Source organism: Pseudomonas jessenii, assembly GCF_002236115.1.
GTDB classification, from domain to species: Bacteria; Pseudomonadota; Gammaproteobacteria; order Pseudomonadales; family Pseudomonadaceae; genus Aquipseudomonas; species Aquipseudomonas jessenii.
The window spans coordinates 160,244-185,198 of sequence record NZ_NIWT01000003.1 but is presented as its reverse complement, the minus strand read 5'-3'; the positions used below and the strand labels follow the sequence as shown (position 1 = coordinate 185,198).

Below are 24,955 nucleotides of genomic sequence, written 5' to 3'. Positions count from 1 at the left end.
CAATCAAAAGGAGCTCGACAGTGATCGATACATTCAACCGAACCGGACCGCTCATGGAAGCTGCAAGTTACCCTGCCTGGGCCCAGCGCCTGATCCAGGATTGCAGCGAGAGCAAGCGCCGGGTTGTCGAACACGAACTGTACCAACGCATGCGAGACAACAAACTCAGTGCGAAGACCATGCGCCAGTACCTGATCGGTGGCTGGCCGGTGGTCGAACAGTTCGCGTTGTATATGGCACAAAACCTGACCAAGACCCGCTTTGCCCGTCATCCCGGCGAAGACATGGCCCGTCGCTGGCTGATGCGTAACATCCGCGTCGAACTGAACCACGCCGATTACTGGGTGAACTGGAGTCGCGCGCACGGTGTCAGCCTGGAAGAGCTGCAGGCTCAGCAGGTTCCCCCCGAGCTTCACGCCCTGAGCCATTGGTGCTGGCACACCAGTTCAGCCGACTCGCTGATCGTTGCGATTGCCGCCACCAACTACGCCATCGAAGGAGCGACCGGGGAATGGTCGGCGGTAGTGTGTTCCAACGGTATCTACGCCGCCTCGTTCCCCGAGGAAGATCGCAAGCGGGCGATGAAGTGGCTGAAGATGCATGCCCAGTACGACGATGCCCATCCATGGGAAGCCCTTGAGATCATCTGCACATTGGCGGGCACCAACCCCGGCAAATCCCTGCAGGTGGAGTTGCGTCAGGCCGTTTGCAAGAGCTACGACTATATGTACCTGTTTCTCGAACGTTGCATGCAAATGGAGCACGCAGAGTGGGTACCGGTCGTGCGTGAGCGGATGGCATTGGCCGAAGGCTGATTCAATCGCTGCTTGAAAAACAACTGTGGGAGCGAGCCTGTTCGCGAATACGGACTGTCAGTCAACATCATCGTTGAAAGTCAGATCCCATTCGCGAGTAAGCCCGCTCCCACTTTGGTTTGTGTCGTGGCTGAAAAAATCAGCCCGCCATCTCCAGCCGGTTACGACCTTCGCGCTTGGCCACATACAACGCGCTGTCTGCCCGTCGCAACAGGCTTTCGGCAGACTCGCCGGGCAACAGGGTCGAACAGCCGAGGCTGACCGTCAGCAGGATCCTGTGACCATCGGCCAAGTACTCTTCAGACTGGGCTGCAAACCGCAGCCGCTCACCGACCATGGCCGCGGCCTCGCGACAGGTATTCGACAGCAGGATCAGGAACTCCTCGCCGCCATAGCGGAACACCATGTCCACGTTGCGCAGCTGGTTTTTGATCGTGGCGGCGACCGCCTTGAGCACGTCATCGCCTGTGCTGTGGCCATGGGTATCATTGACTAGCTTGAAATGATCGATGTCCAGCATCAGTACTGACAACGGTTGCAGATGGCGCCGGGACAGCTCGATTTCCCTTTGCAGCGTCTGGTCCATGGCGATGCGGTTACCGGCACCCGTCAGCGGATCGCGCAGTGCGCTTTGGGTGGCGGTACGGTACAGCAGCGCATTGCGCATCGGGAAAAGCAGTGCGGCCAGCAGTGATTCGAGATTGCCCTGATCCTGTTCGCTGAAACGCTGATTGCGACGGAAGATCAGCTCACCCAGGTGTTCGCCTTCGTGGCTGAGGCTGTAACTGATGGAGTGGTGGCCGCGTTGGCCGAACTCCAGGCGCAGGTCACTGCTCTTGTGCTGGTAGCACAAGGCGTCCAACGGTACCAACCGCTGAATCTCGCGATAGAACGTCCCAAGAATGCGTTGCGGCTCCAGACTGGTTTGCAACTGCAGGCTCAGTTGCTGGCGCAATTGCGCAAGACTGACAGGTCTTTCCAGGAGAGGCGGCTGCTGACCAAAGCCCAGGCGCTGCAATTTGGCGCTATCGAAGTCAATTGCGTTGGTCTGGGAAGGTGGTTTCATAAGGCATGCGCCCCTAAGCAGTAAGGCTGTCTTACAAGCAGGGTGAGAGCGGCTTAGGGCTGCGCGTCGTACTGGTCCGTCAGTCCCGTAGGACATTTCGTACAAGTTTAATCCGCTTTGTAGAAGATGAGTAATCTCTGCGCTCAAGCTTCACCCCCGTCTGCTTTCACTTTACGTGTCTGAGCAAACTTAGAGCGAAAGTCGTGCCATTCGGTTCATCCGAATAAAAGTCGTATTAAATCAATGGGTTGTTGTTTGTCTGCTACCTGTGTAGCGCAGCGTGTGACGTTTGTTTGACAGGTGCCTGGCTCGAACCCGAGAGCCTTCAAGTGCCGCGACAGGAAGCTGGCGCGGCACTAAAAAGCGACGTACGGTCGTTACTGGGCGTTGAACGCCTGGCCATTGATACCGGTGCTGTCCGGGCCCATCAGGTAAAGGTAGACCGGCATGATCTCCTCGGGCGTCGGGTTGTTCAGTGGGTTTTCACCCGGGTAAGCCTGGGCGCGCATGCTGGTGCGGGTGGCGCCCGGGTTGATGCTGTTGGAGCGCACCGGGGCCACGGTATCGACTTCGTCAGCCAGGGTTTGCATCAAGCCTTCAGTGGCGAATTTGGAGACGCCGTAAGCGCCCCAATATGCACGCCCCTTGCGGCCGACGCTGCTGGAAGTGAACACCACCGAGGCATCCTGCGACAACTTGAGCAGCGGCAGCAGGGTGCTGGTGAGCATGAACATGGCATTGACGTTGACTTGCATGACCCGCATGAAGTTTTCGCCGGAAAGCTGCTCGATCGGCGTGCGCGGGCCGATGATCGAGGCATTGTGCAGGAGACCGTCGAGATGCCCGAATTCGCTTTCGATCATCGCTGCCAGCTCATCGTATTGATGGGGCAGGGCGGTTTCGAGGTTGAAGGGGATGACTGCCGGTTGTGGATGGCCGGCGGCTTCGATTTCGTCGTAGACCTGGGTCAGGTTGGCTTCGGTCTTGCCCAGCAGCAGCACGGTTGCGCCGTGTGCCGCGTAGGTTTTTGCCGCTGCGGCACCGATACCGCGTCCTGCGCCGGTGACCAGAATGACCCGGTCCTTGAGCAGTTCGGGGCGGGCGGAATAATCAAACATAAAAAACCTCTACAAAATTCTTCAGGTCAAGCGCTATCCCTGTAGGAGCGAGCTAGCTCCGGGCGGCGTTCCGACGATGGGCGTAAACGATGACGCGACAAGTCTGGCACCCCGTGGCGCTCTCAGGTTCTTCGCGAGCAGGCTCGCTCCTACAGAGGTCAACGACAGTCTCAGCAGCTACAGAGGGCGCTATCCAAAACCTTGCGCAGCTCCAACGGATGATCAACCACCACATCCGCCCCCCAATGCCGCGGGTTGTCATCCGGGTGGATGTAGCCGAAGGTCACCGCAGCAGTCTTGGTGCCGGCATCGCGGCCTGATTCGATGTCGCGCAGGTCATCGCCGACGAACAGCACGCTGGCCGGGTCCAGGTCGAGCATCTTGCAGGCGAGGATCAGCGGCTCGGGATCCGGTTTGCTGTTTTTCACATGATCCGGGCAGATCAGCAGTGCCGAACGCTCGGCCAGTCCCAGCTGTTGCATGATCGGCTCGGCGAAGCGCAACGGCTTGTTGGTGACCACGCCCCAGATCAGGTTGGCCTTCTCGATGTCCGCCAGCAGTTCGCCCATGCCGTCGAACAGCTTGCTATGGACGGCACAACCGACGAGGTAGCGCTCCAGGAACTCCAGGCGCAACTCCTCGAATCCCGGCGATTCCGGGTCCATGGAGAAGGTCACTGCGACCATCGCCTTGGCGCCGCCGGAAATCTCGTCGCGAATGTGCTTGTCGTTCATCGGTGGCAAGCCACGGTCGGCACGCATCGCCTGGCAGATCGCAATGAAGTCCGGCGCGGTGTCGAGCAGGGTGCCGTCCATGTCGAAAAGAACTGCTCTGATTGGCATCGGCTTATTCCTCGCGCAGGGTCTGGATCATGTAGTTGACGTCCACGTCGGAGGCCAGTTTGTAGTGCTTGGTCAGCGGGTTGTAGGTCAGGCCGATGATGTCCTTGACGGTCAGGCCGGCCATGCGGCTCCAGGCGCCAAGTTCGGAAGGGCGGATGAATTTCTTGAAGTCGTGGGTGCCGCGCGGCAACAGCTTCATGATGTATTCGGCACCGACGATGGCGAACAGGTACGCCTTCGGATTGCGGTTGATGGTCGAGAAGAACACCTGGCCGCCGGGCTTGACCATGCGGAAGCAGGCACGGATGACCGACGACGGGTCTGGCACGTGCTCAAGCATTTCCAGGCAGGTGACCACGTCGAACTGCTCGGGCATTTCCTCGGCCAGGGCTTCGGCGGTGATCTGCCGGTATTCCACGCTCACGCCCGACTCCAGCTGATGAAGCTGGGCAACCGCCAGCGGCGCTTCGCCCATGTCGATACCCATCACGGTCGCGCCGCGCTGAGCCATGGCCTCGCTGAGGATGCCGCCGCCGCAACCGATGTCGAGGACCTTCTTGCCCGCCAGGTTGACCCGCTCGTCAATCCAGTTCACCCGCAGCGGGTTGATGTCGTGCAGCGGTTTGAATTCGCTTTCGCGGTCCCACCAGCGATGGGCCAGGGCCTCGAATTTGGCGATTTCGGCGTAGTCGACGTTGCTCATGGTTTAAGTCCTCTAAAACTTGAAAAATCCTGTTGCCCCGGATTGTGCTCCAGGGTGCTTACGATTCGGTGCGGCCACTGATGCGCCGGCCCCAGGCCTTCGCGACAGTACTTAGCTGTTGTTCATCCAGGCGCGTCAGGCGACGGTCGTCGAGCAACTGCTTGCCGGCAACCCAAAGGTGTTTCACGCAGTCCCGGCCGGTGGCGTATATAAGCTGCGAAACCGGGTCGTAGACCGGCTGCTGGGCCAGCCCCGAGAGATCGAAAGCCACCATGTCCGCGGCCTTGCCGATTTCCAGCGAGCCGACTTCGGCCTCGATACCCAGTGCCCGGGCACCGTTGAGGGTGGCCATGCGCAAGGCTCGATGGGCATCCAGCGCGGTGGCCGAGCCGGCGACAGCCTTGGCCAGCAGGGCCGCGGTGCGGGTTTCGCCGAGCAGGTCCAGGTCGTTGTTGCTGGCCGCGCCATCGGTGCCGACCGCGACATTGACCCCGGCCTGCCACAAGCGCTCTACCGGGCAGAACCCGCTGGCCAGCTTCAGGTTCGATTCCGGGCAATGAATCACATTGCTGTTGCTTTCTACCAGCAGCGTCATGTCTTCTTCGCTGATCTGGGTCATGTGAACCGCCTGGAAGCGTGGCCCCAGCAAGCCCAGGCGCGCCAGTCGGGCCAGCGGTCGTTCACCGCGCTGCTCGACCGATTGCTGCACTTCAAATGCCGTTTCATGCACGTGCATGTGGATCGAGGCGTCCAGTTCTTCGGCGATCACCCGGATTTTTTCCAGGTTTTCATCGCCCACGGTGTAGGGTGCATGGGGGCCGAAGGTGATTTTGATGCGCTCGTGGTGCTTGAGATCGCCAAACAACTCGACGCCCTGACGAATGGCTTCGTCCGCTGTAGCGGCGCCCGGAATGGGGAAGTCGAGGATCGGAATCGCGATCTGCGCGCGAATGCCGCTATTGTGCACGCGCTCGCTGGCAACCTTCGGGAAGAAGTACATGTCAGAGAAACAGGTGATGCCACCTTTGATTTGCTCGGCGATGGCCAGATCCGTGCCGTCGCGCACGAAGTCCTCGTCGACCCACTTGGCTTCGGCGGGCCAGATGTGGTTTTCCAGCCAGGTCATCAATGGCAGGTCATCGGCCAGGCCACGGAACAGCGTCATCGCCGCGTGCCCGTGGGCATTGATCAGGCCGGGGCTGAGCAACATGTCGGGCAACTCGCGGGTTTCGGTTGCGTTAAGCTTCAGTGCGGCGGAGCGTGGGCCGATAAACACGATGCGCCCATCCCGGATGCCCACGCCATGTTCCTTGAGGACAACACCAGCGGGTTCGACGGGTACCAGCCAGGTCGGCAGTAATAACAGGTCGAGCGCAGCGGCAGTGTTCGGCATCGAGGGTCGGTTCCAGTGCTTTTGTAAAGGATGGCGAAGTATACCCGAGCGTCTTCGCGGGGGGATCGCTATAATCGGCGGCTTTTGTTCATGAGTGCGGGGTGAGGGATGCGCGATCGACTGTTGGCTGCGGAAAAGGTAAAGGCCATCGATTGGCGTGATGGCGCTCTCCATCTGCTGGATCAGCGCATTTTGCCGTTCGAGGAAACCTGGATCGCCTACACCAGTGCAGCCGGTGTGGCCGAGGCCATTCGCTCGATGGTGGTGCGCGGTGCGCCGGCGATTGGTATCAGTGCCGCTTATGGCATCGTGCTCGCGGCCCGTGCCCGGATTGCCGAAGGTGGCGACTGGTACGCGGCGCTGGAAGAGGATTTCGCGCTGCTGGCCGATTCCCGTCCCACTGCGGTCAACCTGTTCTGGGCGCTGGGCCGCATGCACGACCGGCTTGATCGCCTGAAAGACAATGCCGATCCGCTGGAGGTGCTGGAAGCAGAGGCCATCGCCATTCACGAAAGTGATCGCGAAGCCAACCTGACCATGGCGCAACTGGGTGTGGACCTGATCCGCAAGCATCAGGGCAACGCCCAGGCGATCCTGACCCACTGCAACACCGGCGCACTGGCCACGGGCGGCTTTGGCACGGCGCTGGGGGTGATTCGTGGGGCTTTCATCGAGGGCATGGTCGAGCGGGTGTATGTCGACGAAACCCGCCCATGGCTGCAGGGCTCGCGGCTGACCGCGTGGGAACTGGCCAATGAAGGCATTCCCGTGACCCTCAATGTCGATTCCGCCGCCGCGCATATCATGAAGACCAAAGGCCCTACCTGGGTCATCGTCGGTGCTGACCGGATCACCGCCAATGGCGACGTGGCCAACAAGATCGGCACCTATCAACTGGCCGTCAACGCCATGCACCACGGCGTGCGCTTCATGGTGGTGGCGCCGAGTTCGACCATCGACATGCACCTGGCCAGCGGCGATGACATTCCGATTGAGGAGCGTGATGGCCGCGAGTTGCTGGAGGTCGGTGGCAAGCGGGTGGGTGCGGATGTCGAAGCGTTCAATCCGGTGTTCGATGTGACTCCGGCGGACCTGATCGATGCGATCGTCACCGAAAAAGGCATCGTCGAGCGCCCGGATACGGCGAAGATGGCGCAGTTGATGTGCCGTAAGCGCCTGCATTAATAGCTTCTGGCGTCTGAAAGATAGCCATCGCGAGCAAGCTCGCTCCCACAGTGTTTTCGGCGTACACAAAACCTGTGGGAGCGAGCTTGCTCGCGATGGGGTCGTCAAACCCAATGAACCAACCCGAATCAGCCACAAATTCTCCATTCAACACGGCTCTAAGCCCCTCTCGTCCCCTTCAAGCCTGTCACCGGTCAACTAACTACTCTCCATGCGCATCTGGGGGATAGGTGCGTGGCGGCTCTTGTGATAACATCCGGCGGTTTCCAGGGTTGCCCGAAGTGGCGACCCGTACTGCGCAGATCCATGGCATAACTCGTTGATTTGTCGTAAGTCGGTGCATGGCACTCAGCCTGTATCGGCGAGCTTCGTTGGTCCCATATGGATGTGACGAAGTTTCACCAGAAAAAGGAATCAGGCTTCTCATGGGCGAACTGGCCAAAGAAATCCTCCCGGTCAATATCGAAGACGAGCTGAAGCAGTCCTACCTCGACTACGCGATGAGCGTAATTGTCGGGCGGGCACTGCCGGATGCGCGCGATGGCTTGAAGCCCGTGCACCGGCGCGTGCTGTTCGCGATGAGCGAGCTGGGCAACGACTTCAACAAGCCGTACAAGAAATCTGCCCGTGTTGTCGGTGACGTGATCGGTAAGTATCACCCGCACGGTGATACCGCGGTGTACGACACCATCGTTCGGATGGCGCAGCCATTCTCCCTGCGCTACCTGCTGGTAGACGGCCAGGGCAACTTCGGCTCGGTGGACGGCGACAACGCCGCGGCCATGCGATACACCGAAGTGCGCATGACCAAGCTGGCGCACGAGCTGCTGGCTGACCTGCATAAAGAAACCGTGGACTGGGTGCCGAACTACGACGGCACCGAAATGATCCCGGCGGTCATGCCGACCCGTATTCCCAACCTGCTGGTCAACGGCTCCAGCGGTATCGCCGTGGGCATGGCGACCAACATTCCGCCGCACAACCTCGGTGAAGTCATCGACGGTTGCCTGGCGCTCATCGACAATCCAGAGCTGACTGTCGACGAGCTGATGCAATACATCCCCGGTCCGGACTTCCCGACCGCCGCGATCATCAACGGTCGTGCCGGCATCATCGAAGCCTACCGCACCGGTCGCGGGCGCATTTACATGCGCGCCCGCTCGATGATCGAAGACATCGACAAGGTCGGTGGCCGCCAGCAGATCGTCATCACCGAACTCCCTTACCAGCTGAACAAGGCGCGTCTGATCGAGAAGATCGCCGAGCTGGTAAAAGAGAAGAAGCTCGAAGGCATCACCGAGCTGCGCGACGAGTCCGACAAGGACGGTATGCGCGTCGTGATCGAACTGCGTCGCGGCGAAGTGCCTGAGGTCATCCTCAACAACCTCTACGCCCAGACCCAGCTGCAAGCGGTGTTCGGTATCAACATCGTCGCGCTGATCGACGGCCGTCCGCGGATCCTGAACCTCAAGGATCTGCTGGAAGCCTTCGTCCGCCACCGTCGCGAAGTGGTGACCCGTCGTACCGTGTTCGAACTGCGCAAGGCGCGCGAGCGTGGTCACATCCTTGAAGGTCAAGCGGTTGCCCTGTCGAACATCGACCCGGTCATCGCCCTGATCAAGGCATCGCCAACGCCGTCGGAAGCCAAGGAAGCGCTGGTCAGCACCCCTTGGGAGTCTTCGGCCGTGGTGGCAATGGTCGAACGTGCCGGTGCCGATTCGTGCCGTCCGGAAAACCTCGATCCGCAATACGGTCTGCGCGACGGCAAGTACTTCCTGTCGCCAGAGCAGGCGCAAGCCATTCTGGAACTGCGTCTGCACCGCCTGACCGGTCTGGAACACGAAAAACTGCTGGCCGAGTATCAAGAGATCCTCAACCAGATCGGCGAGCTGATCCGCATCCTCAACAGCGCCACGCGCCTGATGGAAGTGATCCGCGAAGAGCTGGAAGTGATCCGCGCCGAGTACGGCGACGTGCGTCGCACCGAGATCCTCGATGCCCGTCTCGACCTGACCCTGGGTGACATGATCCCGGAAGAAGAGCGCGTCGTGACCATTTCCCACGGTGGCTACGCCAAGACCCAGCCGCTGGCTGCGTACCAGGCCCAGCGTCGTGGCGGTAAAGGCAAGTCGGCGACCGGCGTCAAGGATGAGGACTACATCGCTCACCTGCTGGTTGCCAACAGCCACACCACGCTGCTGCTGTTCTCCAGCAAGGGCAAGGTGTACTGGCTGAAAACCTACGAAATCCCTGAAGCGTCCCGCGCTGCCCGTGGTCGTCCGCTAGTCAACCTGCTGCCGCTGGATGACGGTGAGTACATCACCACCATGCTGCCGGTCGAGGAATACACTGAAGGTCACTACATCTTCATGGCCACCGCCAACGGCACCGTGAAGAAGACCCCGCTGGAATCCTTCAGCCGTCAACGCAGCGTCGGCCTGATCGCACTGGAACTGGACGAAGGCGACGTGCTGATTTCCGCGGCCATCACCGATGGCGAGCGTGAAGTCATGCTGTTCTCGGACGGTGGCAAGGTCACCCGCTTCAAGGAATCCGACGTTCGCGCCATGGGCCGTACCGCCCGCGGTGTGCGCGGCATGCGTCTACCGGAAGGTCAGAAGCTGATTTCCATGCTGATTCCGGAAGAAGGCAGCCAGATCCTCACCGCTTCGGCGCGTGGCTACGGCAAGCGCACGGCGATCACCGAGTTCCCTGAATACAAACGTGGCGGTCAGGGCGTTATCGCCATGGTCAGCAACGAACGTAACGGCCGTCTGGTCGGTGCGGTCCAGGTACTCGACGGCGAGGAAATCATGCTGATTTCCGACCAGGGCACCCTGGTGCGTACCCGTGTCGACGAAGTGTCCAGCCTGGGTCGTAACACCCAGGGCGTGACCCTGATCAAACTGGCCAACGACGAAACACTGGTCGGGCTGGAGCGGGTTCAAGAGCCGTCGGAAGTCGAGGGTGAAGAGCTGGAAGGTGAAGAGGGTGAAGGGTTTGTCGGTGAAGTCGTGATCGACGACGTTGCCGAAGACCAGCAACTCGACGCCGCCGCTGACGAAGAACCACAGGAATAAGTGGGCAAGCAGGGGGCGGATGAAAATTCGCCCCCTTGTTGTTTGTCCCTTTTGAAATAATGAAATCCCCTGTAGGAGCGAGCTTGCTCGCGATGGTCGTCAACGATAACGCAGGGCGTCTGGTGCACCCTTGCGCTCTCAGGTTTTTCGCGAGCAAGCTCGCTCCTACAGTGATACCACCAAATCAGAGCGAGATTGGATGTGAGCAAGAGAGCCTATAACTTCTGTGCCGGTCCTGCGGCGCTTCCCGAAGCTGTCCTGCAGCGCGCCCAGGGTGAACTCCTCGACTGGCACGGCAAGGGTCTGTCGGTCATGGAAATGAGCCATCGCAGTGATGAGTTCGTGTCCATCGCCACCAAGGCCGAGCAGGATCTGCGTGATCTGCTGAATATCCCCTCGAACTATAAAGTGCTGTTTCTGCAAGGCGGCGCCAGCCAGCAATTTGCTCAGATTCCTCTGAACCTGTTGCCGGAAAACGGCTCGGCCGACTATATCGACACCGGTATCTGGTCGCAGAAGGCCATCGAAGAAGCTTCGCGCTTCGGCCACGTCAACGTTGCCGCCACCGCCAAGCCTTACGATTATTTCGCCATTCCCGGCCAGAACGAGTGGAAGCTGTCGAAAGACGCGGCCTACGTTCACTACGCGCCGAACGAAACCATCGGCGGGCTGGAGTTTCAGTGGATCCCGGAAACCGGCGATGTTCCGCTGGTGGCCGACATGTCCTCGGACATCCTGTCGCGCCCGGTGGATGTGTCGCGTTTCGGCATGATCTACGCCGGTGCCCAGAAAAACATCGGCCCGAGCGGTATCGTCGTCAACATCGTACGCGAAGACCTGCTGGGCAAGGCCCGTTCCCTGTGCCCGACCATGCTCGACTACAAGGTCGCGGCTGATAACGGCTCGATGTACAACACCCCGCCGACGCTGGCCTGGTACCTGTCCGGCCTGGTGTTCGAGTGGCTCAAGGAACAGGGCGGCGTCGAGGCCATCGGCAAGCTCAACGAAGTCAAGCAGCGCACGCTGTACAGCTTCATCGATGCCAGCGGCCTGTATAGCAACCCGATCAACAAGTCGGACCGCTCGTGGATGAACGTGCCGTTCCGTCTGGCTGATGATCGCCTGGACAAGCCGTTCCTGGCCGGTGCCGACGAGCGTGGCCTGTTGAACCTCAAGGGCCACCGTTCCGTGGGTGGCATGCGCGCCTCCATCTATAACGCCGTCGACATCAACGCCGTCAATGCGCTGATTTCGTACATGGCAGAGTTCGAGAAGGAACACGGCTAATGTCTGAGCAAGAACTCAAGGCACTGCGCCTGCGCATTGATGCCCTGGACGAAAAGGTCCTGGAGCTGATCAGTGAGCGTGCGCGCTGCGCCCAGGAAGTCGCGCGAGTAAAGATGGCCTCGCTGGCCGAAGGCGAAGTGCCGGTGTTCTATCGTCCCGAGCGCGAAGCTCAGGTGCTCAAGCGTGTCATGGAGCGCAACCAGGGGCCGCTGGGCAACGAAGAGATGGCGCGGTTGTTCCGTGAAATCATGTCTTCGTGCCTGGCGCTCGAACAGCCGCTGAAAGTGGCTTATCTCGGCCCTGAAGGCACCTTCACTCAGGCGGCGGCCATGAAGCACTTCGGCCACGCCGTGATCAGCAAGCCGATGGCGGCGATCGACGAAGTGTTCCGTGAAGTGGCGGCGGGGGCGGTGAATTTTGGTGTGGTGCCGGTGGAGAACTCCACCGAAGGCGCGGTCAACCACACCCTCGACAGCTTCCTCGAACATGACATGGTGATCTGCGGTGAAGTCGAGCTGCGTATCCACCATCACCTGTTGGTCGGTGAAAACACCAAGACCGACAGCATCAGTCGCATCTACTCCCACGCCCAGTCACTGGCCCAGTGCCGCAAGTGGCTGGACGCCCATTACCCGAATGTCGAGCGCGTGGCGGTGTCCAGCAACGCCGAAGCGGCCAAGCGGGTCAAGGGTGAGTGGAACTCGGCGGCGATTGCCGGCGATATGGCGGCCGGCCTGTACGGCTTGACCCGTTTGGCCGAAAAAATCGAGGACCGTCCGGATAACTCCACGCGCTTCCTCATGATCGGCAACCAGGAAGTGCCACCGACCGGCGACGACAAGACATCGATCATCGTTTCGATGAGCAACAAGCCGGGTGCGCTTCACGAGTTGCTGGTGCCGTTCCACGACAATGGCATCGACCTGACGCGAATCGAGACTCGTCCGTCGCGCAGCGGTAAATGGACCTATGTGTTCTTCATCGACTTCGTCGGCCACCACCGCGACCCCTTGGTCAAAGGTGTGCTGGAAAAGATCAGTCAGGAAGCAGTGGCACTCAAGGTGCTGGGTTCCTACCCGAAAGCAGTTCTCTAAGGGGCGGTAGCAAATGAGTGGCAATTTCCTCGCTCTGGCACAGCCGGGCGTGCAACAACTTTCGCCTTACGTTCCGGGCAAACCCGTGGACGAACTGGCGCGTGAGCTGGACCTCGATCCAGCCAGTATCGTCAAGCTGGCGAGCAACGAAAACCCGCTGGGCGCTGGCCCCAAGGCGCTGGCGGCGATCCGCGATGCGCTGGCCGAGCTGACCCGTTATCCGGACGGCAACGGTTTTGCCCTCAAGAGCCTGCTGGCCGAGCAGTGCCGCGTCGAACTCGACCAGGTCACGTTGGGTAACGGTTCCAACGACATCCTGGAACTGGTTGCGCGTGCTTATCTGGCGCCGGGCCTGAACGCCGTGTTCAGCGAGCATGCGTTCGCTGTCTACCCGATTGCCACCCAGGCGGTCGGCGCACAGGCCAAAGTGGTTCCGGCCAAGGATTGGGGGCATGACCTGCCTGCCATGCTGGCGGCGATCGATGCCAACACCCGCGTGGTGTTCATCGCCAACCCGAACAACCCGACCGGGACCTGGTTCGACGCCGAGGCGCTGGACGAATTCCTGCAGGATGTGCCGGAGCATGTGCTGGTCGTACTGGACGAGGCTTACATCGAATACGCCGAAGGCAGCGATCTGCCGGATGGCCTGGACTTCCTGGCGGCTTATCCGAACCTGCTGGTTTCCCGCACCTTCTCCAAGGCCTATGGCCTGGCGGCGCTGCGCGTGGGTTATGGCTTGTCCACGGCGGTGGTCGCAGACGTGCTGAACCGTGTACGCCAGCCGTTCAACGTCAACAGCCTGGCCCTGGCCGCGGCCTGTGCAGCGTTGAAGGACGAAGAGTATCTGGCGCAAAGCCGTCAGTTGAACGAGTCCGGCATGCAGCAGCTGGAGGCCGGTTTCCGTGAGCTGGGGCTGAGCTGGATACCATCCAAAGGCAATTTCATTTGCGTCGATCTCGGTCAGGTTGCGGCCCCGGTGTTCCAGGGCTTGCTTCGTGAAGGCGTGATCGTGCGTCCGGTGGCCAACTACGGCATGCCAAACCACCTGCGCATCACCATTGGCCTGCCGGCAGAGAACAGCCGCTTCCTTGAGGCGCTGACCAAGGTTCTGGCTCGTGGTTGATGTCACTGCGCTGCAATCTGCTGAGCCTATGATCGGTCGCCTGGTGGTGGTCGGTCTCGGGTTGATCGGCGGTTCGTTTGCCAAGGGCTTGCGTGAAAGCGGTCTGTGCCGCGAAGTGGTCGGAGTCGATCTCGATCCGCAATCGCGCAAGCTCGCGGTCGAGTTGGGTGTGGTGGATCGCTGCGAGGAAGACCTGGGCGTTGCTTGTCAGGGCGCCGACGTCATCCAGCTGGCGGTGCCGATCCTGGCCATGGAGAAAGTGCTTGCGCGTCTGGCGGGCATGGATCTGGGGCAGGCGATCCTGACCGATGTCGGCAGTGCCAAGGGCAATGTGGTGCGCGCGGCCACCGAAGCATTTGGCAAGATGCCGTCATGCTTTGTGCCGGGGCACCCGATTGCCGGTTCAGAGCAGAGTGGGGTGGAAGCCTCCAACGCTGAACTGTTCCGTCGCCACAAGGTGATCCTGACGCCGCTGGAGCAAACCGATCCGGCAGCCCTGGCGGTAGTCGACCGTTTGTGGCGCGAGTTGGGCGCCGATGTCGAGCACATGCAGGTCGAGCGTCACGACGAAGTACTGGCCGCGACCAGCCATCTGCCGCACTTGTTGGCGTTCGGCCTGGTCGATTCGTTGGCCAAGCGCAATGAAAATCTTGAGATCTTCCGTTACGCTGCGGGCGGTTTCCGCGATTTCACAAGAATCGCCGGAAGCGACCCGGTCATGTGGCACGACATCTTCCTCGCCAACCGCGAAGCTGTCCTGCGCACACTCGATACATTTCGCAGCGATCTCGACGCCTTGCGCGACGCGGTCGATGCAGGGGATGGGCACCAATTGTTGGGCGTTTTCACTCGCGCCCGGGTTGCCCGCGAGCATTTCAGTAAAATCCTGGCCCGCAGGGCCTATGTGGACGCTATGAATTCCAACGATCTGATTTTCCTGGCTCAACCTGGTGGCCGCCTGTCCGGTCGGATTCGCGTACCGGGTGACAAATCGATTTCCCACCGTTCGATCATGCTTGGCTCCCTGGCCGAAGGCGTCACCGAAGTCGAAGGTTTCCTCGAGGGCGAAGATGCCCTGGCGACCTTGCAGGCGTTCCGTGACATGGGCGTGGTCATCGAAGGTCCGCACCACGGTCGCGTGACCATTCACGGCGTTGGCCTGCATGGCCTGAAGCCGGCACCGGGCCCGATCTATCTGGGCAACTCCGGTACTTCGATGCGTCTGCTGTCCGGCCTGTTGGCCGCGCAGAACTTCGACAGCACCCTGACCGGCGACGCTTCGCTGTCCAAGCGCCCGATGAATCGTGTGGCCAATCCGCTGCGTGAAATGGGCGCGGTGATCGAAACCGCCGCCGAAGGTCGTCCACCGATGACCATTCGTGGTGGCAACAAGCTCAAGGGCCTGACCTATACCATGCCGATGGCCAGTGCCCAGGTTAAGTCCTGCCTGCTGCTGGCCGGTCTGTATGCCGAAGGCAAGACCACGGTGACCGAGCCTGCTCCGACCCGCGACCATACCGAGCGCATGCTGCGTGGCTTCGGCTACCCGGTAACGGTCAACGGTGCGACCGCATCGGTCGAGTCCGGCAGCAAACTGACCGCGACCCACATCGAAGTCCCGGGTGACATTTCGTCCTCGGCGTTCTTCCTCGTGGCGGCATCGATCGCCGAGGGTTCCGAGCTGGTGCTTGAACACGTCGGCATCAACCCGACCCGTACCGGCGTGATCGACATCCTGCGCCTGATGGGCGCCGACATCACCCTGGAAAACCAGCGTGAAGTGGGTGGCGAGCCGGTGGCGGACTTGCGCGTACGTGCAGCTAAACTCAAAGGTATCGAGATTCCCGAGGCGCTGGTTCCGCTGGCGATCGACGAGTTCCCGGTGCTGTTCGTCGCCGCCGCCTGTGCCGAAGGGCGCACAGTGTTGCGTGGCGCCGAAGAGCTGCGGGTCAAGGAGTCGGATCGCATCCAGGTCATGGCGGATGGTTTGCTGGCGCTGGGCGTCAAGTGCGAACCAACCCCGGATGGCATCATCATCGACGGCGGCCAGATCGGCGGCGGTGAAGTGCACGGTCATGGTGATCACCGTATTGCCATGGCGTTCAGCGTTGCTTCGCTGCGCGCCAGTGCGCCAATCCGCATTCATGATTGCGCCAACGTCGCGACGTCGTTCCCGAATTTCCTGGCGCTGTGCGCACAGGTCGGTATTCGCGTGGCGCAAGAGGCACAGTCGTGAACAACATTGCACCGGTCATCACCATCGATGGGCCAAGCGGTTCGGGCAAGGGTACGGTAGCCGGGATTCTGGCCAAGCGCCTGGGCTGGAACCTGCTGGATTCCGGTGCGTTGTACCGATTGCTGGCCTTCGCCGCGCATAACCATGGTGTCGACCTGACCAATGAAGAGCTGCTGAAGAAACTCGCCGCTCATCTGGATGTGCAGTTCATCGCGGCGACGGACGGTCAGTTGCAACGCATCATTCTGGAAGGTGATGAAGTCAGCGATGTCATTCGCACCGAAAGCGTCGGTTCCGGTGCTTCCCAGGTAGCTGCGTTGCCGGCTGTGCGCGAGGCGCTGCTGCAGCGCCAGCGGGCTTTTCAGGAAGCGCCGGGCCTTGTGGCGGATGGTCGCGACATGGGCACAGTGGTTTTTCCGGACGCACCGCTGAAAATTTTTCTGACCGCCAGCGCCGAGGAACGGGCGCGCCGTCGATATTTGCAGTTGAAGGGCAAGGTCGAGGGTGTTAGTCTGTCGAGTCTGCTAGATGAGATACGTGCGCGCGATGAGCGTGACACCCAGCGAGCGGTAGCCCCGCTTAAACCGGCGGCTGACGCCATACAGCTGGATTCCACGGAATTATCCATCGACCAGGTGCTGGAACGCATCATGAGCGAGATCGCCATTCGCGATATCGCCGGGTGACCAAGAAGGCCGCAGGGGACCAGTCATAGTCCTGCGGTGGCTTCTTTTAAATGAAACTAACCCACACCGTCTGGGGTGTGGAGATGGGCGTATTCTTCGCCCTCATCAACAGGAATTAAAATGAGCGAAAGCTTTGCGGAACTCTTTGAAGAAAGCCTAAAAACCCTGAACCTTCAGGCAGGCTCCATCATCACCGGTGTTATCGTTGATATCGATTACCAAGCTCGCTGGGTAACCGTTCACGCTGGCCTGAAGTCTGAAGCACTCATCCCGCTTGAGCAGTTCTACAACGACGCTGGCGAACTGAACATCAACGTCGGTGACGAAGTTCACGTTGCTCTGGACTCGGTTGAAGACGGCTTTGGTGAAACCAAGCTGTCCCGTGAAAAAGCCAAGCGCGCTGAATGCTGGATTGTTCTGGAAGCAGCCTTCGCAGCCGAAGAAGTGGTCAAGGGCGTTATCAACGGTAAGGTTAAAGGCGGCTTCACTGTCGACGTTAACGGCATCCGTGCGTTCCTGCCAGGTTCTCTGGTTGACGTCCGTCCAGTGCGCGACACCACGCACCTGGAAGGCAAAGAGCTGGAATTCAAGGTCATCAAGCTGGACCAGAAGCGCAACAACGTTGTCGTTTCCCGTCGCAGCGTCCTGGAAGCCGAGAACTCCGCCGAGCGCGAAGCTCTGCTGGAATCCCTGCAGGAAGGCCAACAAGTCAAAGGTATCGTCAAGAACCTCACCGATTACGGCGCATTCGTCGATCTGGGTGGCGTCGATGGCCTGCTGCACATTACCGACATGGCTTGGAAGCGTATCAAGCATCCTTCCGAAATCGTCAACGTTGGCGACGAGATCGATGTCAAGGTTCTGAAATACGATCGCGAGCGCAATCGTGTTTCCCTGGGCCTGAAGCAACTGGGCGAAGATCCATGGGTTGCTATCAAAGCCCGTTACCCAGAAAGCACTCGCGTTACCGCGCGTGTAACCAACCTGACCGACTACGGCTGCTTCGCTGAGCTGGAAGAAGGCGTTGAAGGTCTGGTACACGTTTCCGAAATGGACTGGACCAACAAGAACATCCACCCTTCGAAAGTCGTACAAGTCGGCGACGAAGTGGAAGTCATGGTTCTGGACATCGACGAAGAGCGTCGTCGTATCTCCCTGGGCATCAAGCAGTGCAAATCCAACCCATGGGAAGATTTCTCTGGCCAGTTCAACAAGGGCGATAAAATCTCCGGCACCATCAAGTCGATCACCGATTTCGGTATCTTCATTGGTCTGGACGGCGGCATCGACGGTCTGGTTCACCTGTCCGACATCTCCTGGAACGAAGTGGGCGAAGAAGCCGTTCGCCGCTTCAAGAAGGGCGACGAGCTGGACACCGTTATCCTGTCGGTTGACCCAGAGCGCGAGCGCATCTCCCTGGGTATCAAGCAACTGGAAAGCGATCCGTTCTCCGAGTACGTTCAAGAGAACGACAAAGGCGCCATCGTTAAAGGCATCGTGAAGGAAGTTGACGCTAAAGGCGCCATCATCACTCTGGCCGACGATATCGAAGCGACTCTGAAAGCCTCCGAAATCAGCCGTGACCGCGTTGAAGACGCGCGCAACGTTCTGAAAGAAGGCGAAGAAGTAGAAGCCAAGATCATCAGCGTTGACCGCAAGAGCCGTGTAATTCAGCTCTCGATCAAGTCGAAAGACGTTGAAGACGAGAAAGAAGCAATCCAGAGCCTGCGCGACAAGCCAGTAGCTACTGATGCTCCTGTGGCCACCACTCTGGGTGACCTGCTGCGTGCACAAATGGAAAAACAGAACTAAGTTCTGACTTTCTGTAAAAAAGGGCGACTTCGGTCGCCCTTTTTTGTGCCTGGCGTTTGGTGAATTGCGTTCGGATGCCTGGGGCGTGAACCAAAAACGCCGAAAGAAGGTCTGAATGTTTAGTCGGATCAAGCGCTTATTTGCAGCTAGTCTTTAGCCTGAGACTAATGATCGCCTGACAGGCTTTCTGGCAAAAGGACGTGAATGAACAAGCTCATTGTCGCAGTGGCAGTGCTGGCATTGGCGGGTTGTACCACCAGTGCCAAAACTCACGTAGTGCGTGGGGTTAGCGGTATTGAGGTCGATTGTTCGGGGCTCGGTTCGAAATGGGACAAGTGTTACAAGCGTGCGGCCAAGGAATGCAAGGGCGCGGGCTACCAGGTCGTGGCAAGGTCTGATGATCTCAAGGAAGTCGAGGAGGAGGATGGGCTTTTTGGGTTCAACCCGGCAGGTTTCCTGACGCGCACTATGCTGGTGATTTGCCGATGACAGGGTGATCGCCCAGAGTCTTCCCGTTCCGGGGATCAAGCATTTTGGGGGGCTGGGATAGATGGTAAAACTCAGGCTGTTCAAAATCGTGCAGGCGTGCTAAAACCTTTGAAGCGCTGATCTAGCTGCTTGAAAAAGAAGGGAAAAATATGACGAAGTCGGAGTTGATCGAACGAATTGTCACCCATCAAGGGCTGCTCTCATCCAAGGATGTGGAGCTGGCCATCAAGACCATGCTTGAGCAAATGTCCCAATGTCTGGCTACCGGGGATCGTATCGAGATCCGGGGGTTTGGCAGCTTCTCTCTGCACTACCGCGCGCCACGGGTAGGGCGCAATCCGAAAACTGGCCAGTCTGTCAGTCTCGATGGCAAGTTCGTTCCGCATTTCAAACCAGGTAAAGAGTTACGTGATCGTGTAAATGAAGATGAGGAGGAATTAGGTGACGATGAGTTGGCGAGATAAGAGTCGCATCAAGCGATTCATGATTACCGGGCTTGTCTTATTAACATCAGTTGTATGCCTGCTCTTCGTGCTGGAAAACCAGCAGCTTGTCGTTGTTTCCTTTCTCGGTTTTTCTTCGCCTCAGCTACAGATCTCGATGTTCGGAGTTGCTTCGTTCCTGATGGGGATGATCTTTGGTGGAGGGGTTGTGGTGGCTCATTTTCTTGGGGTTAGGAGGCGTGGGCGATAGGCTGGTATTGATTTGTTTGATGTTTTTTTTTGCGCTCGTCCGAGTATGTAATACAGTGTATTGCGAGAGTAGATAAGGGGGAAGTTTCCCCTTTGTTTGCTTGGTTTGCGTTGATGGTTCTCAAGTGGTTTAGTCTGTGCAATTAAAGTGACCGCTTAAGTAAAAAAAAGGCTAACAAAATATGCGTGTCGATTCAAAAAAAGATAGTGATTTAGAATATTTTGAGTTTCAGAATTTTGTTCGTGCGATTTTTCGGCAAAAACTTGTTGTCATCGTTTTTACTTTATTAGGTGCTGCTCTCGCGGCGAGCTATGCTTTCCTTGTCTCTCCCGTTTATGAGGCGAAGGCTTTTGTGATACCGCCGTCTCAGAATGATATATCCAACTTTAATTATGGTCGGATGAAAGAGTCAGAGTTGGTTCCTTACACTGTTAAGGATGTCTATGAAATCTACACACGATATTTGCAAGCGGAGTCGCTCCGTCTAGATTTTTTTAGCAAGACTTATTTGCCGAGTTTGTCTTCGGATGAGCGGAAAAAGTCCCGGGATGTCCTGTACTCGACGTTCTCTCGTGTGTTGCGTGTGGTTCCGCCACTTAGGGAGACCTCTGACAGGTATTCGGTTGTCGTGCAGGCTACCGATCCCCAGAAGGCCAAAGAGTGGGTTGCTGCATATGTTGCTCAGGCGGGTGAATTGGCCAAAAGCGAAATGATCAAGAACGTTTCAATTGAGTCTGAGGTTCGGGCTCGTAATCTGGAGCAGCAGATAAGTTCCGCCAGGGAAAAAAGCAGCAAGGCCAAAGAAGATTCGATCGCCAGGTTGAGTGAGGCGCTGAGGATTGCCGAGTCAATCGGTCTGGAGAAGCCGCCTTCGATCACGGTGAGTCAATCGGTTATAGCGGGTGGGGAGGCAGGGCAGCTTACGTACATGCGTGGCTCGAAAGCACTAAAAGCGGAAATTGAAAGTTTACAGGCTCGCAAGTCCGATGACCCCTTTACGGAGCATTTGCGTGATCTTCAGGATCAATACTATTTCTTTAAGGGGTTGAAAACAGATCCAGTGTCGGTTTCTGTTTATCGGCAAGATGGGGCAGTGGAGTTGCCAGACAATCCAGTGAAACCTAACAAGACGCTGGTCCTTATATTGGGTGTTGTTGCAGGTTTGATCGCCGGCGTTGCTTTCGTATTGCTTCGTGGGTTCTTTGCAGTAAAACCGGAATAGCTGTATTTCAATTCTTTGACTGCTGTGCATAAGTGGTACATCGCCCAAGGAGGGGTGGTTCTACCTTTGGGTTAAACGTGAGTTGTCTGTCCGGTTGGTCAGGACCTCCTTTTTGTCGGATTTCGCACGTTTTTTCTGATGCGGGGTTGAGTATATGCCCAGCATCGTGATAAGCAGGTCGCGCTCGAAAATTGGCTGTTGTGTTGCGACGGCTTGCCTTGCAGCGGTGGTTCTCAAAGCATGCTCAAGCGGAAGGGGGAGCGTCCGGGTTCCTCCTTGGCTTTCTGAAAATTGTTATGGCTCCGTTAGGCGCTTTCGGTATAATTTCTGACTTAGGCAGCCGTGATTTTTGTTTCTAAGGCGCAAGGTTTGGCGCGCTTTTTTACGATCGACTTAATATTGATGAATGGCAAGGGAAAACAATGCTTAAACTCGAAGATGTAAAGTTGGCCATAGTGGGTCTCGGTTATGTGGGCTTGCCGCTGGCGGTTGAGTTTGGCAAAAAAATGCAAGTGGTCGGATTTGATATCAGCCAGCGCCGAATCGAAGCACTAAAGGCCGGTCATGACGCTACTCTTGAAGTGTCCGATTGTGAATTACGCTCCGCATCGGGTTTAAGTTTTAGCTCTGTGCTGGAAGAATTGTCTGCGTGCAATATATTTATTGTTACCGTTCCAACCCCGATTGATGAGCATAAGAGGCCGGATCTGACTCCTTTGATTAAGGCAAGTGAGTCGATTGGTCGTGTTTTGAAAAAGGGCGATATCGTTATTTACGAGTCAACGGTCTATCCTGGTGCTACTGAGGAAGATTGTGTTCCAGTGCTGGAGAAAGTATCCGGGCTGAAGTTCAATGTTGATTTTTATGCAGGTTATAGCCCAGAGCGGATAAATCCTGGTGATAAAGAGCATCGTGTTACTACCATTAAAAAAGTAACCGCCGGTTCCACTCCAGAGGTTGCTGATCTGGTCGATGCTTTGTATAACACAATCATTATCGCCGGAACTCATAAAGCCAAGAGTATCAAGGTTGCCGAAGCGGCAAAGGTTATTGAGAACACGCAGCGCGACTTGAACATTGCCCTGATCAATGAGTTGGCACTTATTTTTAATAAGATGGGTATCGATACTCAGGCGGTTCTGGAAGCAGCGGGGACGAAATGGAACTTCTTGCCATTCCGCCCAGGACTGGTGGGTGGTCACTGCATCGGTGTAGATCCCTATTACCTGACTCACAAAGCACAGTCCATTGGTTATCATCCCGAGATCATTTTAGCGGGTCGTCGTTTGAATGACAGCATGGGAGCCTATGTAGTCTCTCAACTTGTCAAGGCGATGCTGAAACGTAAAATTCATGTTGACGGTGCTCGCGTCCTGATCATGGGGTTGACGTTCAAAGAAAACTGCCCGGATCTGCGTAACACTAAAATCATCGATATTGTGAATGAACTCGCTGAGTTCAATATTGTTGTTGATGTTTATGACCCATGGGTTGATGCGGCGGAAGCAATGCACGAGTATTCAATCACTCCTATCGGCCAGCCACAGGTTAATTCTTACGACGGTATCATTCTGGCTGTCGCACATAATGAATTCTCTGCGATGGGGGCTGAGCAGATTCGGAGCCTGGGTAAGGCAGAGCACGTTCTCTATGACCTTAAGTACCTGCTGGATGCCTCTCAATCAGATCTGCGTCTCTGAATCTCAGGGTCAGTAATGACCCTGATTCGTTACCGCCGGAAAAACCAAGTCGAGAACTACATGATCCGTTTCGAAGAAGTTAAAGCTGAAATTCAACAATCCCCAAAGGTTTGGCTGGTGACGGGGGTGGCCGGATTTATTGGCTCCAATTTATTGGAGACATTGCTGCAATTAGATCAGCGGGTTGTAGGTCTCGATAACTTTGCAACAGGGCACCAGCGTAATCTCGATGAAGTGCAATCGGTAGTGAGTCCTGAGCAATGGGCGCGGTTTGCACTGGTAAAAGGTGATATCAGAAACATTGAAGATTGCAGAAGTGCGATGACCTTTCCAGCGGCCACTGATATTCCAGTGGACTTCGTTTTGCATCAGGCTGCATTAGGCTCTGTCCCTCGCTCCATCAATGACCCTATTACAACGAACAGCACCAATATCGACGGTTTTTTGAACATGTTGGTTGCGGCAAAGGATGCGAAAGTAAAAAGTTTTACTTATGCCGCGTCCAGTTCTACCTATGGGGACCATCCCGGGCTTCCTAAGGTTGAAGGTGTGATTGGTAAACCGCTTTCCCCTTATGCGGTCACGAAGTATGTAAACGAATTGTATGCTGAGGTTTTTTCCAGTACATACGGTTTCAATACCATTGGGCTTCGCTATTTTAACGTCTTTGGCAAGCGTCAGGATCCAAATGGCGCTTATGCTGCCGTGATTCCTAAGTGGACAGCGGCCATGATCAATAACGAAGAAGTTTTCGTGAATGGTGATGGTGAAACCAGTCGGGACTTTTGTTTTGTAGAAAACGCAGTCCAGGCCAATATACTGGCTGCCTGTGCCAGCCCGGAAGCCAAGAATAATGTTTACAACGTCGCCGTCGGTGACAGGACAACATTGAATCAGGTTTTTGCCTGTATCAAGGATGCTTTGGCTCGCGTTGATGTCACGTCTACCTCGGATTTGGTCTATCGGGATTTTCGTGCGGGCGACGTAAGGCACTCTCAGGCAAATATTGATAAGGCAAAGAATCTGTTGGGCTACAAGCCGCTTTTCAATGTTGGTGAAGGTATGTTGAAAGCTGCAGATTGGTATGTCTCGTTCTTTGCAAGAAGTTAAAATCAGTGATTAAAGAGATCTGCGCAATCACTGTTCTTGCAAACAAGCTTTGTATGTTTGTTTTGTTGTTTAGTTTGGCGCGAATTTTAGGTGTTGAGCTGTACGGCGTATTCTCTTACCACTATGCGATCGTAACAGGCATCGCGACGGTGGTAGGAGAGTGCTTGAGTGTGGCGTTGAGCCGCTATGCGGTCTTTAATACCGAAAAAGTGAATTATAGGACTTCCTTGGGACTCATGTCATGGGGCGGCATCGTTGTAGGTGCTCTCTGTGTTATCGTGTTTTTGGTTTTTCCGGCGCCTGCTTCCTCGTACGAAATGAATCCTGGTTACTTGCTGATCGGAGCATTCTTTCTAGGTTTCGCTTGTGTTTGCAATTTGACTATAACCGGTCTTATGTTCTCCCTTAATACTTCAGGGAAATGGGCTGCTGCACTGGCGGTTCATGGTCTGCTTGGGTTACTGCTGGTAGTTTCCATTGCGAAGATTGGAGGAGAAATAGAGGGTGTCATTCTAACCCTGGCGATTTGTACGCTAATCGCTCCCGCATTTGGTTTTTTTACCATACGGAAAAATAAGTTCAGTCATGAGGAGCAGAAGAGACAAGAGACTTCCTCTTTTCGACAAATGATGGCATTGCTTTCACTTTCAGGGGCTCCGACTGTCGCCGGTAGTATGCTTCTCGGGGCTCCTGTCCATATTGTTTGCCTGATGATATTTGCCAACTCAAGCTTGAATGTGTCTGAGGTTGGCTACTTTAATCTGTTTTTTCTATTTTATATTTTGGTGACTGTGCTGCCAAGCTCGCTTACATCCTATGCCATTGTAAAGCTGGCAGGGCGCGGGAATAGTGCCAGCAAATTGTACTTGATGCTCGGGTTGTCAATTTCAGTTTGTTTGCCTGTGTTTCTGGTTTTGACACAGAGTTACTGGTTATGTTTGCTCGGTAGTAGCTTTTGCAGCAAAAATGATCTTCTGACTTACGCAGTGTTGGCAGGTGGTATAGGGCTTACGACTACAATCGTTACTCAAATATTGCATAGCAAAAATATGACCAGGGTTGTTTTTCTTGGCAGTTGCTTTTATGCGTTTGTTTATCTGTCGCTAACGGTAGTCGCTGGTTTCAAAGGTGATATGTTGGCAGTCGATCTTTTCAGGTCCTTTGTGTTGGCGCTAGCAACTCAACTTACTGTACTGGCGGTCCTGGGTGGCCGTAAGTTGGTGCTATGATAAGCATTTTGGGTGTGAGTTGTGTTTGTACAGCGCCCATGGCTGAAAGTGATGTTGGGGCCAGTATTG

20 protein-coding genes and 1 pseudogene are annotated in these 24,955 nt (G+C 56.8%); 16 read left to right on the top strand and 5 right to left on the bottom strand.

Features of this window, described 5'->3' with window-relative positions; translation table 11 throughout:
* Window positions 1-53: 53 nt before the first annotated feature.
* Window positions 54-815: an iron-containing redox enzyme family protein gene (locus PSJE_RS09955; RefSeq protein ID WP_219733187.1), complete on the top strand. Its 762-nt coding sequence runs from the start codon at window positions 54-56 to the stop codon at window positions 813-815.
* Between the two features lie 139 nt (window positions 816-954).
* Here the strand turns inward: PSJE_RS09955 and PSJE_RS09950 are convergent, their stop codons facing one another.
* The 5 genes from PSJE_RS09950 to PSJE_RS09930 form a co-directional block, all read right to left on the bottom strand.
* A complete protein-coding gene (locus PSJE_RS09950) occupies window positions 955-1,881 on the bottom strand; it encodes a GGDEF domain-containing protein (RefSeq protein WP_057713764.1) in 927 nt (308 codons plus the stop codon).
* Between the two features lie 377 nt (window positions 1,882-2,258).
* Window positions 2,259-2,999, bottom strand: a complete 741-nt coding sequence (locus tag PSJE_RS09945) for a YciK family oxidoreductase (RefSeq protein ID WP_007999919.1) — start codon at window positions 2,997-2,999, stop codon at window positions 2,259-2,261.
* A gap of 170 nt (window positions 3,000-3,169) precedes the next feature.
* Window positions 3,170-3,841 carry an N-acetylmuramic acid 6-phosphate phosphatase MupP gene (gene mupP / locus PSJE_RS09940; protein WP_057713765.1) on the bottom strand — a complete coding sequence of 224 codons (672 nt, stop codon included), beginning with the start codon at window positions 3,839-3,841 and terminating at the stop codon, window positions 3,170-3,172.
* A gap of 4 nt (window positions 3,842-3,845) precedes the next feature.
* Entirely contained in the window at window positions 3,846-4,544 is a 699-nt protein-coding gene (gene ubiG, locus PSJE_RS09935) for a bifunctional 2-polyprenyl-6-hydroxyphenol methylase/3-demethylubiquinol 3-O-methyltransferase UbiG (protein ID WP_008148706.1), read from the bottom strand.
* Between the two features lie 58 nt (window positions 4,545-4,602).
* Window positions 4,603-5,937 carry a TRZ/ATZ family hydrolase gene (locus PSJE_RS09930; RefSeq protein WP_090457151.1) on the bottom strand — a complete coding sequence of 445 codons (1,335 nt, stop codon included), beginning with the start codon at window positions 5,935-5,937 and terminating at the stop codon, window positions 4,603-4,605.
* A 108-nt stretch (window positions 5,938-6,045) separates the two neighbouring features.
* On the opposite strand from PSJE_RS09930, the gene mtnA reads away from it, so the two are divergent.
* The 15 genes and pseudogenes from mtnA to PSJE_RS09850 all read left to right on the top strand — a co-directional run bounded on the left by mtnA (window position 6,046) and on the right by PSJE_RS09850 (window position 24,886).
* Window positions 6,046-7,122 carry an S-methyl-5-thioribose-1-phosphate isomerase gene (gene mtnA, locus PSJE_RS09925; protein WP_057713768.1) on the top strand — a complete coding sequence of 359 codons (1,077 nt, stop codon included), beginning with the start codon at window positions 6,046-6,048 and terminating at the stop codon, window positions 7,120-7,122.
* Between the two features lie 425 nt (window positions 7,123-7,547).
* On the top strand, window positions 7,548-10,202 hold the full coding sequence (gyrA, locus tag PSJE_RS09920) for a DNA gyrase subunit A (RefSeq protein ID WP_057713769.1): 2,655 nt from the start codon (window positions 7,548-7,550) through the stop codon (window positions 10,200-10,202).
* A gap of 59 nt (window positions 10,203-10,261) precedes the next feature.
* Window positions 10,262-10,375: pseudogene (locus PSJE_RS31590) on the top strand (outer membrane lipoprotein carrier protein LolA); the annotation flags it as partial.
* Between the two features lie 28 nt (window positions 10,376-10,403).
* A complete protein-coding gene (gene serC / locus PSJE_RS09910) occupies window positions 10,404-11,489 on the top strand; it encodes a 3-phosphoserine/phosphohydroxythreonine transaminase (RefSeq protein ID WP_057713770.1) in 1,086 nt (361 codons plus the stop codon).
* Window positions 11,489-12,583 (top strand): prephenate dehydratase, encoded by a 1,095-nt coding sequence (gene pheA / locus PSJE_RS09905; protein ID WP_007939916.1) that lies wholly within the window; start codon window positions 11,489-11,491, stop codon window positions 12,581-12,583. The genes serC and pheA overlap by 1 nt, the downstream gene beginning before the upstream one ends.
* Window positions 12,584-12,596: 13 nt before the next feature.
* Complete coding sequence (gene hisC, locus PSJE_RS09900; RefSeq protein WP_090457149.1) at window positions 12,597-13,709, top strand: histidinol-phosphate transaminase; 1,113 nt, start codon at window positions 12,597-12,599, stop codon at window positions 13,707-13,709.
* Between the two features lie 28 nt (window positions 13,710-13,737).
* Entirely contained in the window at window positions 13,738-15,945 is a 2,208-nt protein-coding gene (locus PSJE_RS09895) for a bifunctional prephenate dehydrogenase/3-phosphoshikimate 1-carboxyvinyltransferase (RefSeq protein ID WP_235863965.1), read from the top strand.
* The gene (gene cmk / locus PSJE_RS09890; RefSeq protein WP_007973641.1) at window positions 15,942-16,631 is read left to right on the top strand and encodes a (d)CMP kinase; all 690 of its coding nucleotides are present in this window, start codon (window positions 15,942-15,944) and stop codon (window positions 16,629-16,631) included. Before PSJE_RS09895 ends, cmk begins: the two co-directional genes overlap by 4 nt.
* Before the next feature lie 120 nt (window positions 16,632-16,751).
* Window positions 16,752-18,443, top strand: coding sequence for a 30S ribosomal protein S1 (gene rpsA, locus PSJE_RS09885; RefSeq protein WP_007973639.1), 1,692 nt, complete (start codon window positions 16,752-16,754; stop codon window positions 18,441-18,443).
* A 204-nt stretch (window positions 18,444-18,647) separates the two neighbouring features.
* Complete coding sequence (locus PSJE_RS09880) at window positions 18,648-18,932, top strand: hypothetical protein (protein ID WP_090457145.1); 285 nt, start codon at window positions 18,648-18,650, stop codon at window positions 18,930-18,932.
* Window positions 18,933-19,081: 149 nt separating this feature from the next.
* Window positions 19,082-19,396: an integration host factor subunit beta gene (ihfB, locus tag PSJE_RS09875; protein WP_090457143.1), complete on the top strand. Its 315-nt coding sequence runs from the start codon at window positions 19,082-19,084 to the stop codon at window positions 19,394-19,396.
* A 410-nt stretch (window positions 19,397-19,806) separates the two neighbouring features.
* The gene (locus PSJE_RS09865; protein WP_090457141.1) at window positions 19,807-20,847 is read left to right on the top strand and encodes an LPS O-antigen chain length determinant protein WzzB; all 1,041 of its coding nucleotides are present in this window, start codon (window positions 19,807-19,809) and stop codon (window positions 20,845-20,847) included.
* A gap of 422 nt (window positions 20,848-21,269) precedes the next feature.
* Entirely contained in the window at window positions 21,270-22,547 is a 1,278-nt protein-coding gene (gene tviB / locus PSJE_RS09860) for a Vi polysaccharide biosynthesis UDP-N-acetylglucosamine C-6 dehydrogenase TviB (RefSeq protein ID WP_090457139.1), read from the top strand.
* Between the two features lie 60 nt (window positions 22,548-22,607).
* Window positions 22,608-23,657 carry an NAD-dependent epimerase/dehydratase family protein gene (locus PSJE_RS09855; protein WP_090457973.1) on the top strand — a complete coding sequence of 350 codons (1,050 nt, stop codon included), beginning with the start codon at window positions 22,608-22,610 and terminating at the stop codon, window positions 23,655-23,657.
* Window positions 23,658-23,662: 5 nt separating this feature from the next.
* Window positions 23,663-24,886, top strand: a complete 1,224-nt coding sequence (locus tag PSJE_RS09850) for an oligosaccharide flippase family protein (RefSeq protein ID WP_090457137.1) — start codon at window positions 23,663-23,665, stop codon at window positions 24,884-24,886.
* The last annotated feature ends 69 nt before the right edge of the window (window positions 24,887-24,955 follow it).

Coding starts and splice junctions, on each gene's coding strand:
- PSJE_RS09955 (WP_219733187.1), top strand. CDS start 54: ATGGAAGCTGCAAGTTACCCTGCCTGGGCCCAGCGCCTGATCCAGGAT.
- PSJE_RS09950 (WP_057713764.1), bottom strand. CDS start 1,881: ATGAAACCACCTTCCCAGACCAACGCAATTGACTTCGATAGCGCCAAA.
- PSJE_RS09945 (WP_007999919.1), bottom strand. CDS start 2,999: ATGTTTGATTATTCCGCCCGCCCCGAACTGCTCAAGGACCGGGTCATT.
- mupP (WP_057713765.1), bottom strand. CDS start 3,841: ATGCCAATCAGAGCAGTTCTTTTCGACATGGACGGCACCCTGCTCGAC.
- ubiG (WP_008148706.1), bottom strand. CDS start 4,544: ATGAGCAACGTCGACTACGCCGAAATCGCCAAATTCGAGGCCCTGGCC.
- PSJE_RS09930 (WP_090457151.1), bottom strand. CDS start 5,937: ATGCCGAACACTGCCGCTGCGCTCGACCTGTTATTACTGCCGACCTGG.
- mtnA (WP_057713768.1), top strand. CDS start 6,046: ATGCGCGATCGACTGTTGGCTGCGGAAAAGGTAAAGGCCATCGATTGG.
- gyrA (WP_057713769.1), top strand. CDS start 7,548: ATGGGCGAACTGGCCAAAGAAATCCTCCCGGTCAATATCGAAGACGAG.
- pheA (WP_007939916.1), top strand. CDS start 11,489: ATGTCTGAGCAAGAACTCAAGGCACTGCGCCTGCGCATTGATGCCCTG.
- hisC (WP_090457149.1), top strand. CDS start 12,597: ATGAGTGGCAATTTCCTCGCTCTGGCACAGCCGGGCGTGCAACAACTT.
- PSJE_RS09895 (WP_235863965.1), top strand. CDS start 13,738: ATGATCGGTCGCCTGGTGGTGGTCGGTCTCGGGTTGATCGGCGGTTCG.
- rpsA (WP_007973639.1), top strand. CDS start 16,752: ATGAGCGAAAGCTTTGCGGAACTCTTTGAAGAAAGCCTAAAAACCCTG.
- PSJE_RS09880 (WP_090457145.1), top strand. CDS start 18,648: ATGAACAAGCTCATTGTCGCAGTGGCAGTGCTGGCATTGGCGGGTTGT.
- ihfB (WP_090457143.1), top strand. CDS start 19,082: ATGACGAAGTCGGAGTTGATCGAACGAATTGTCACCCATCAAGGGCTG.
- PSJE_RS09865 (WP_090457141.1), top strand. CDS start 19,807: ATGCGTGTCGATTCAAAAAAAGATAGTGATTTAGAATATTTTGAGTTT.
- tviB (WP_090457139.1), top strand. CDS start 21,270: ATGCTTAAACTCGAAGATGTAAAGTTGGCCATAGTGGGTCTCGGTTAT.
- PSJE_RS09855 (WP_090457973.1), top strand. CDS start 22,608: ATGATCCGTTTCGAAGAAGTTAAAGCTGAAATTCAACAATCCCCAAAG.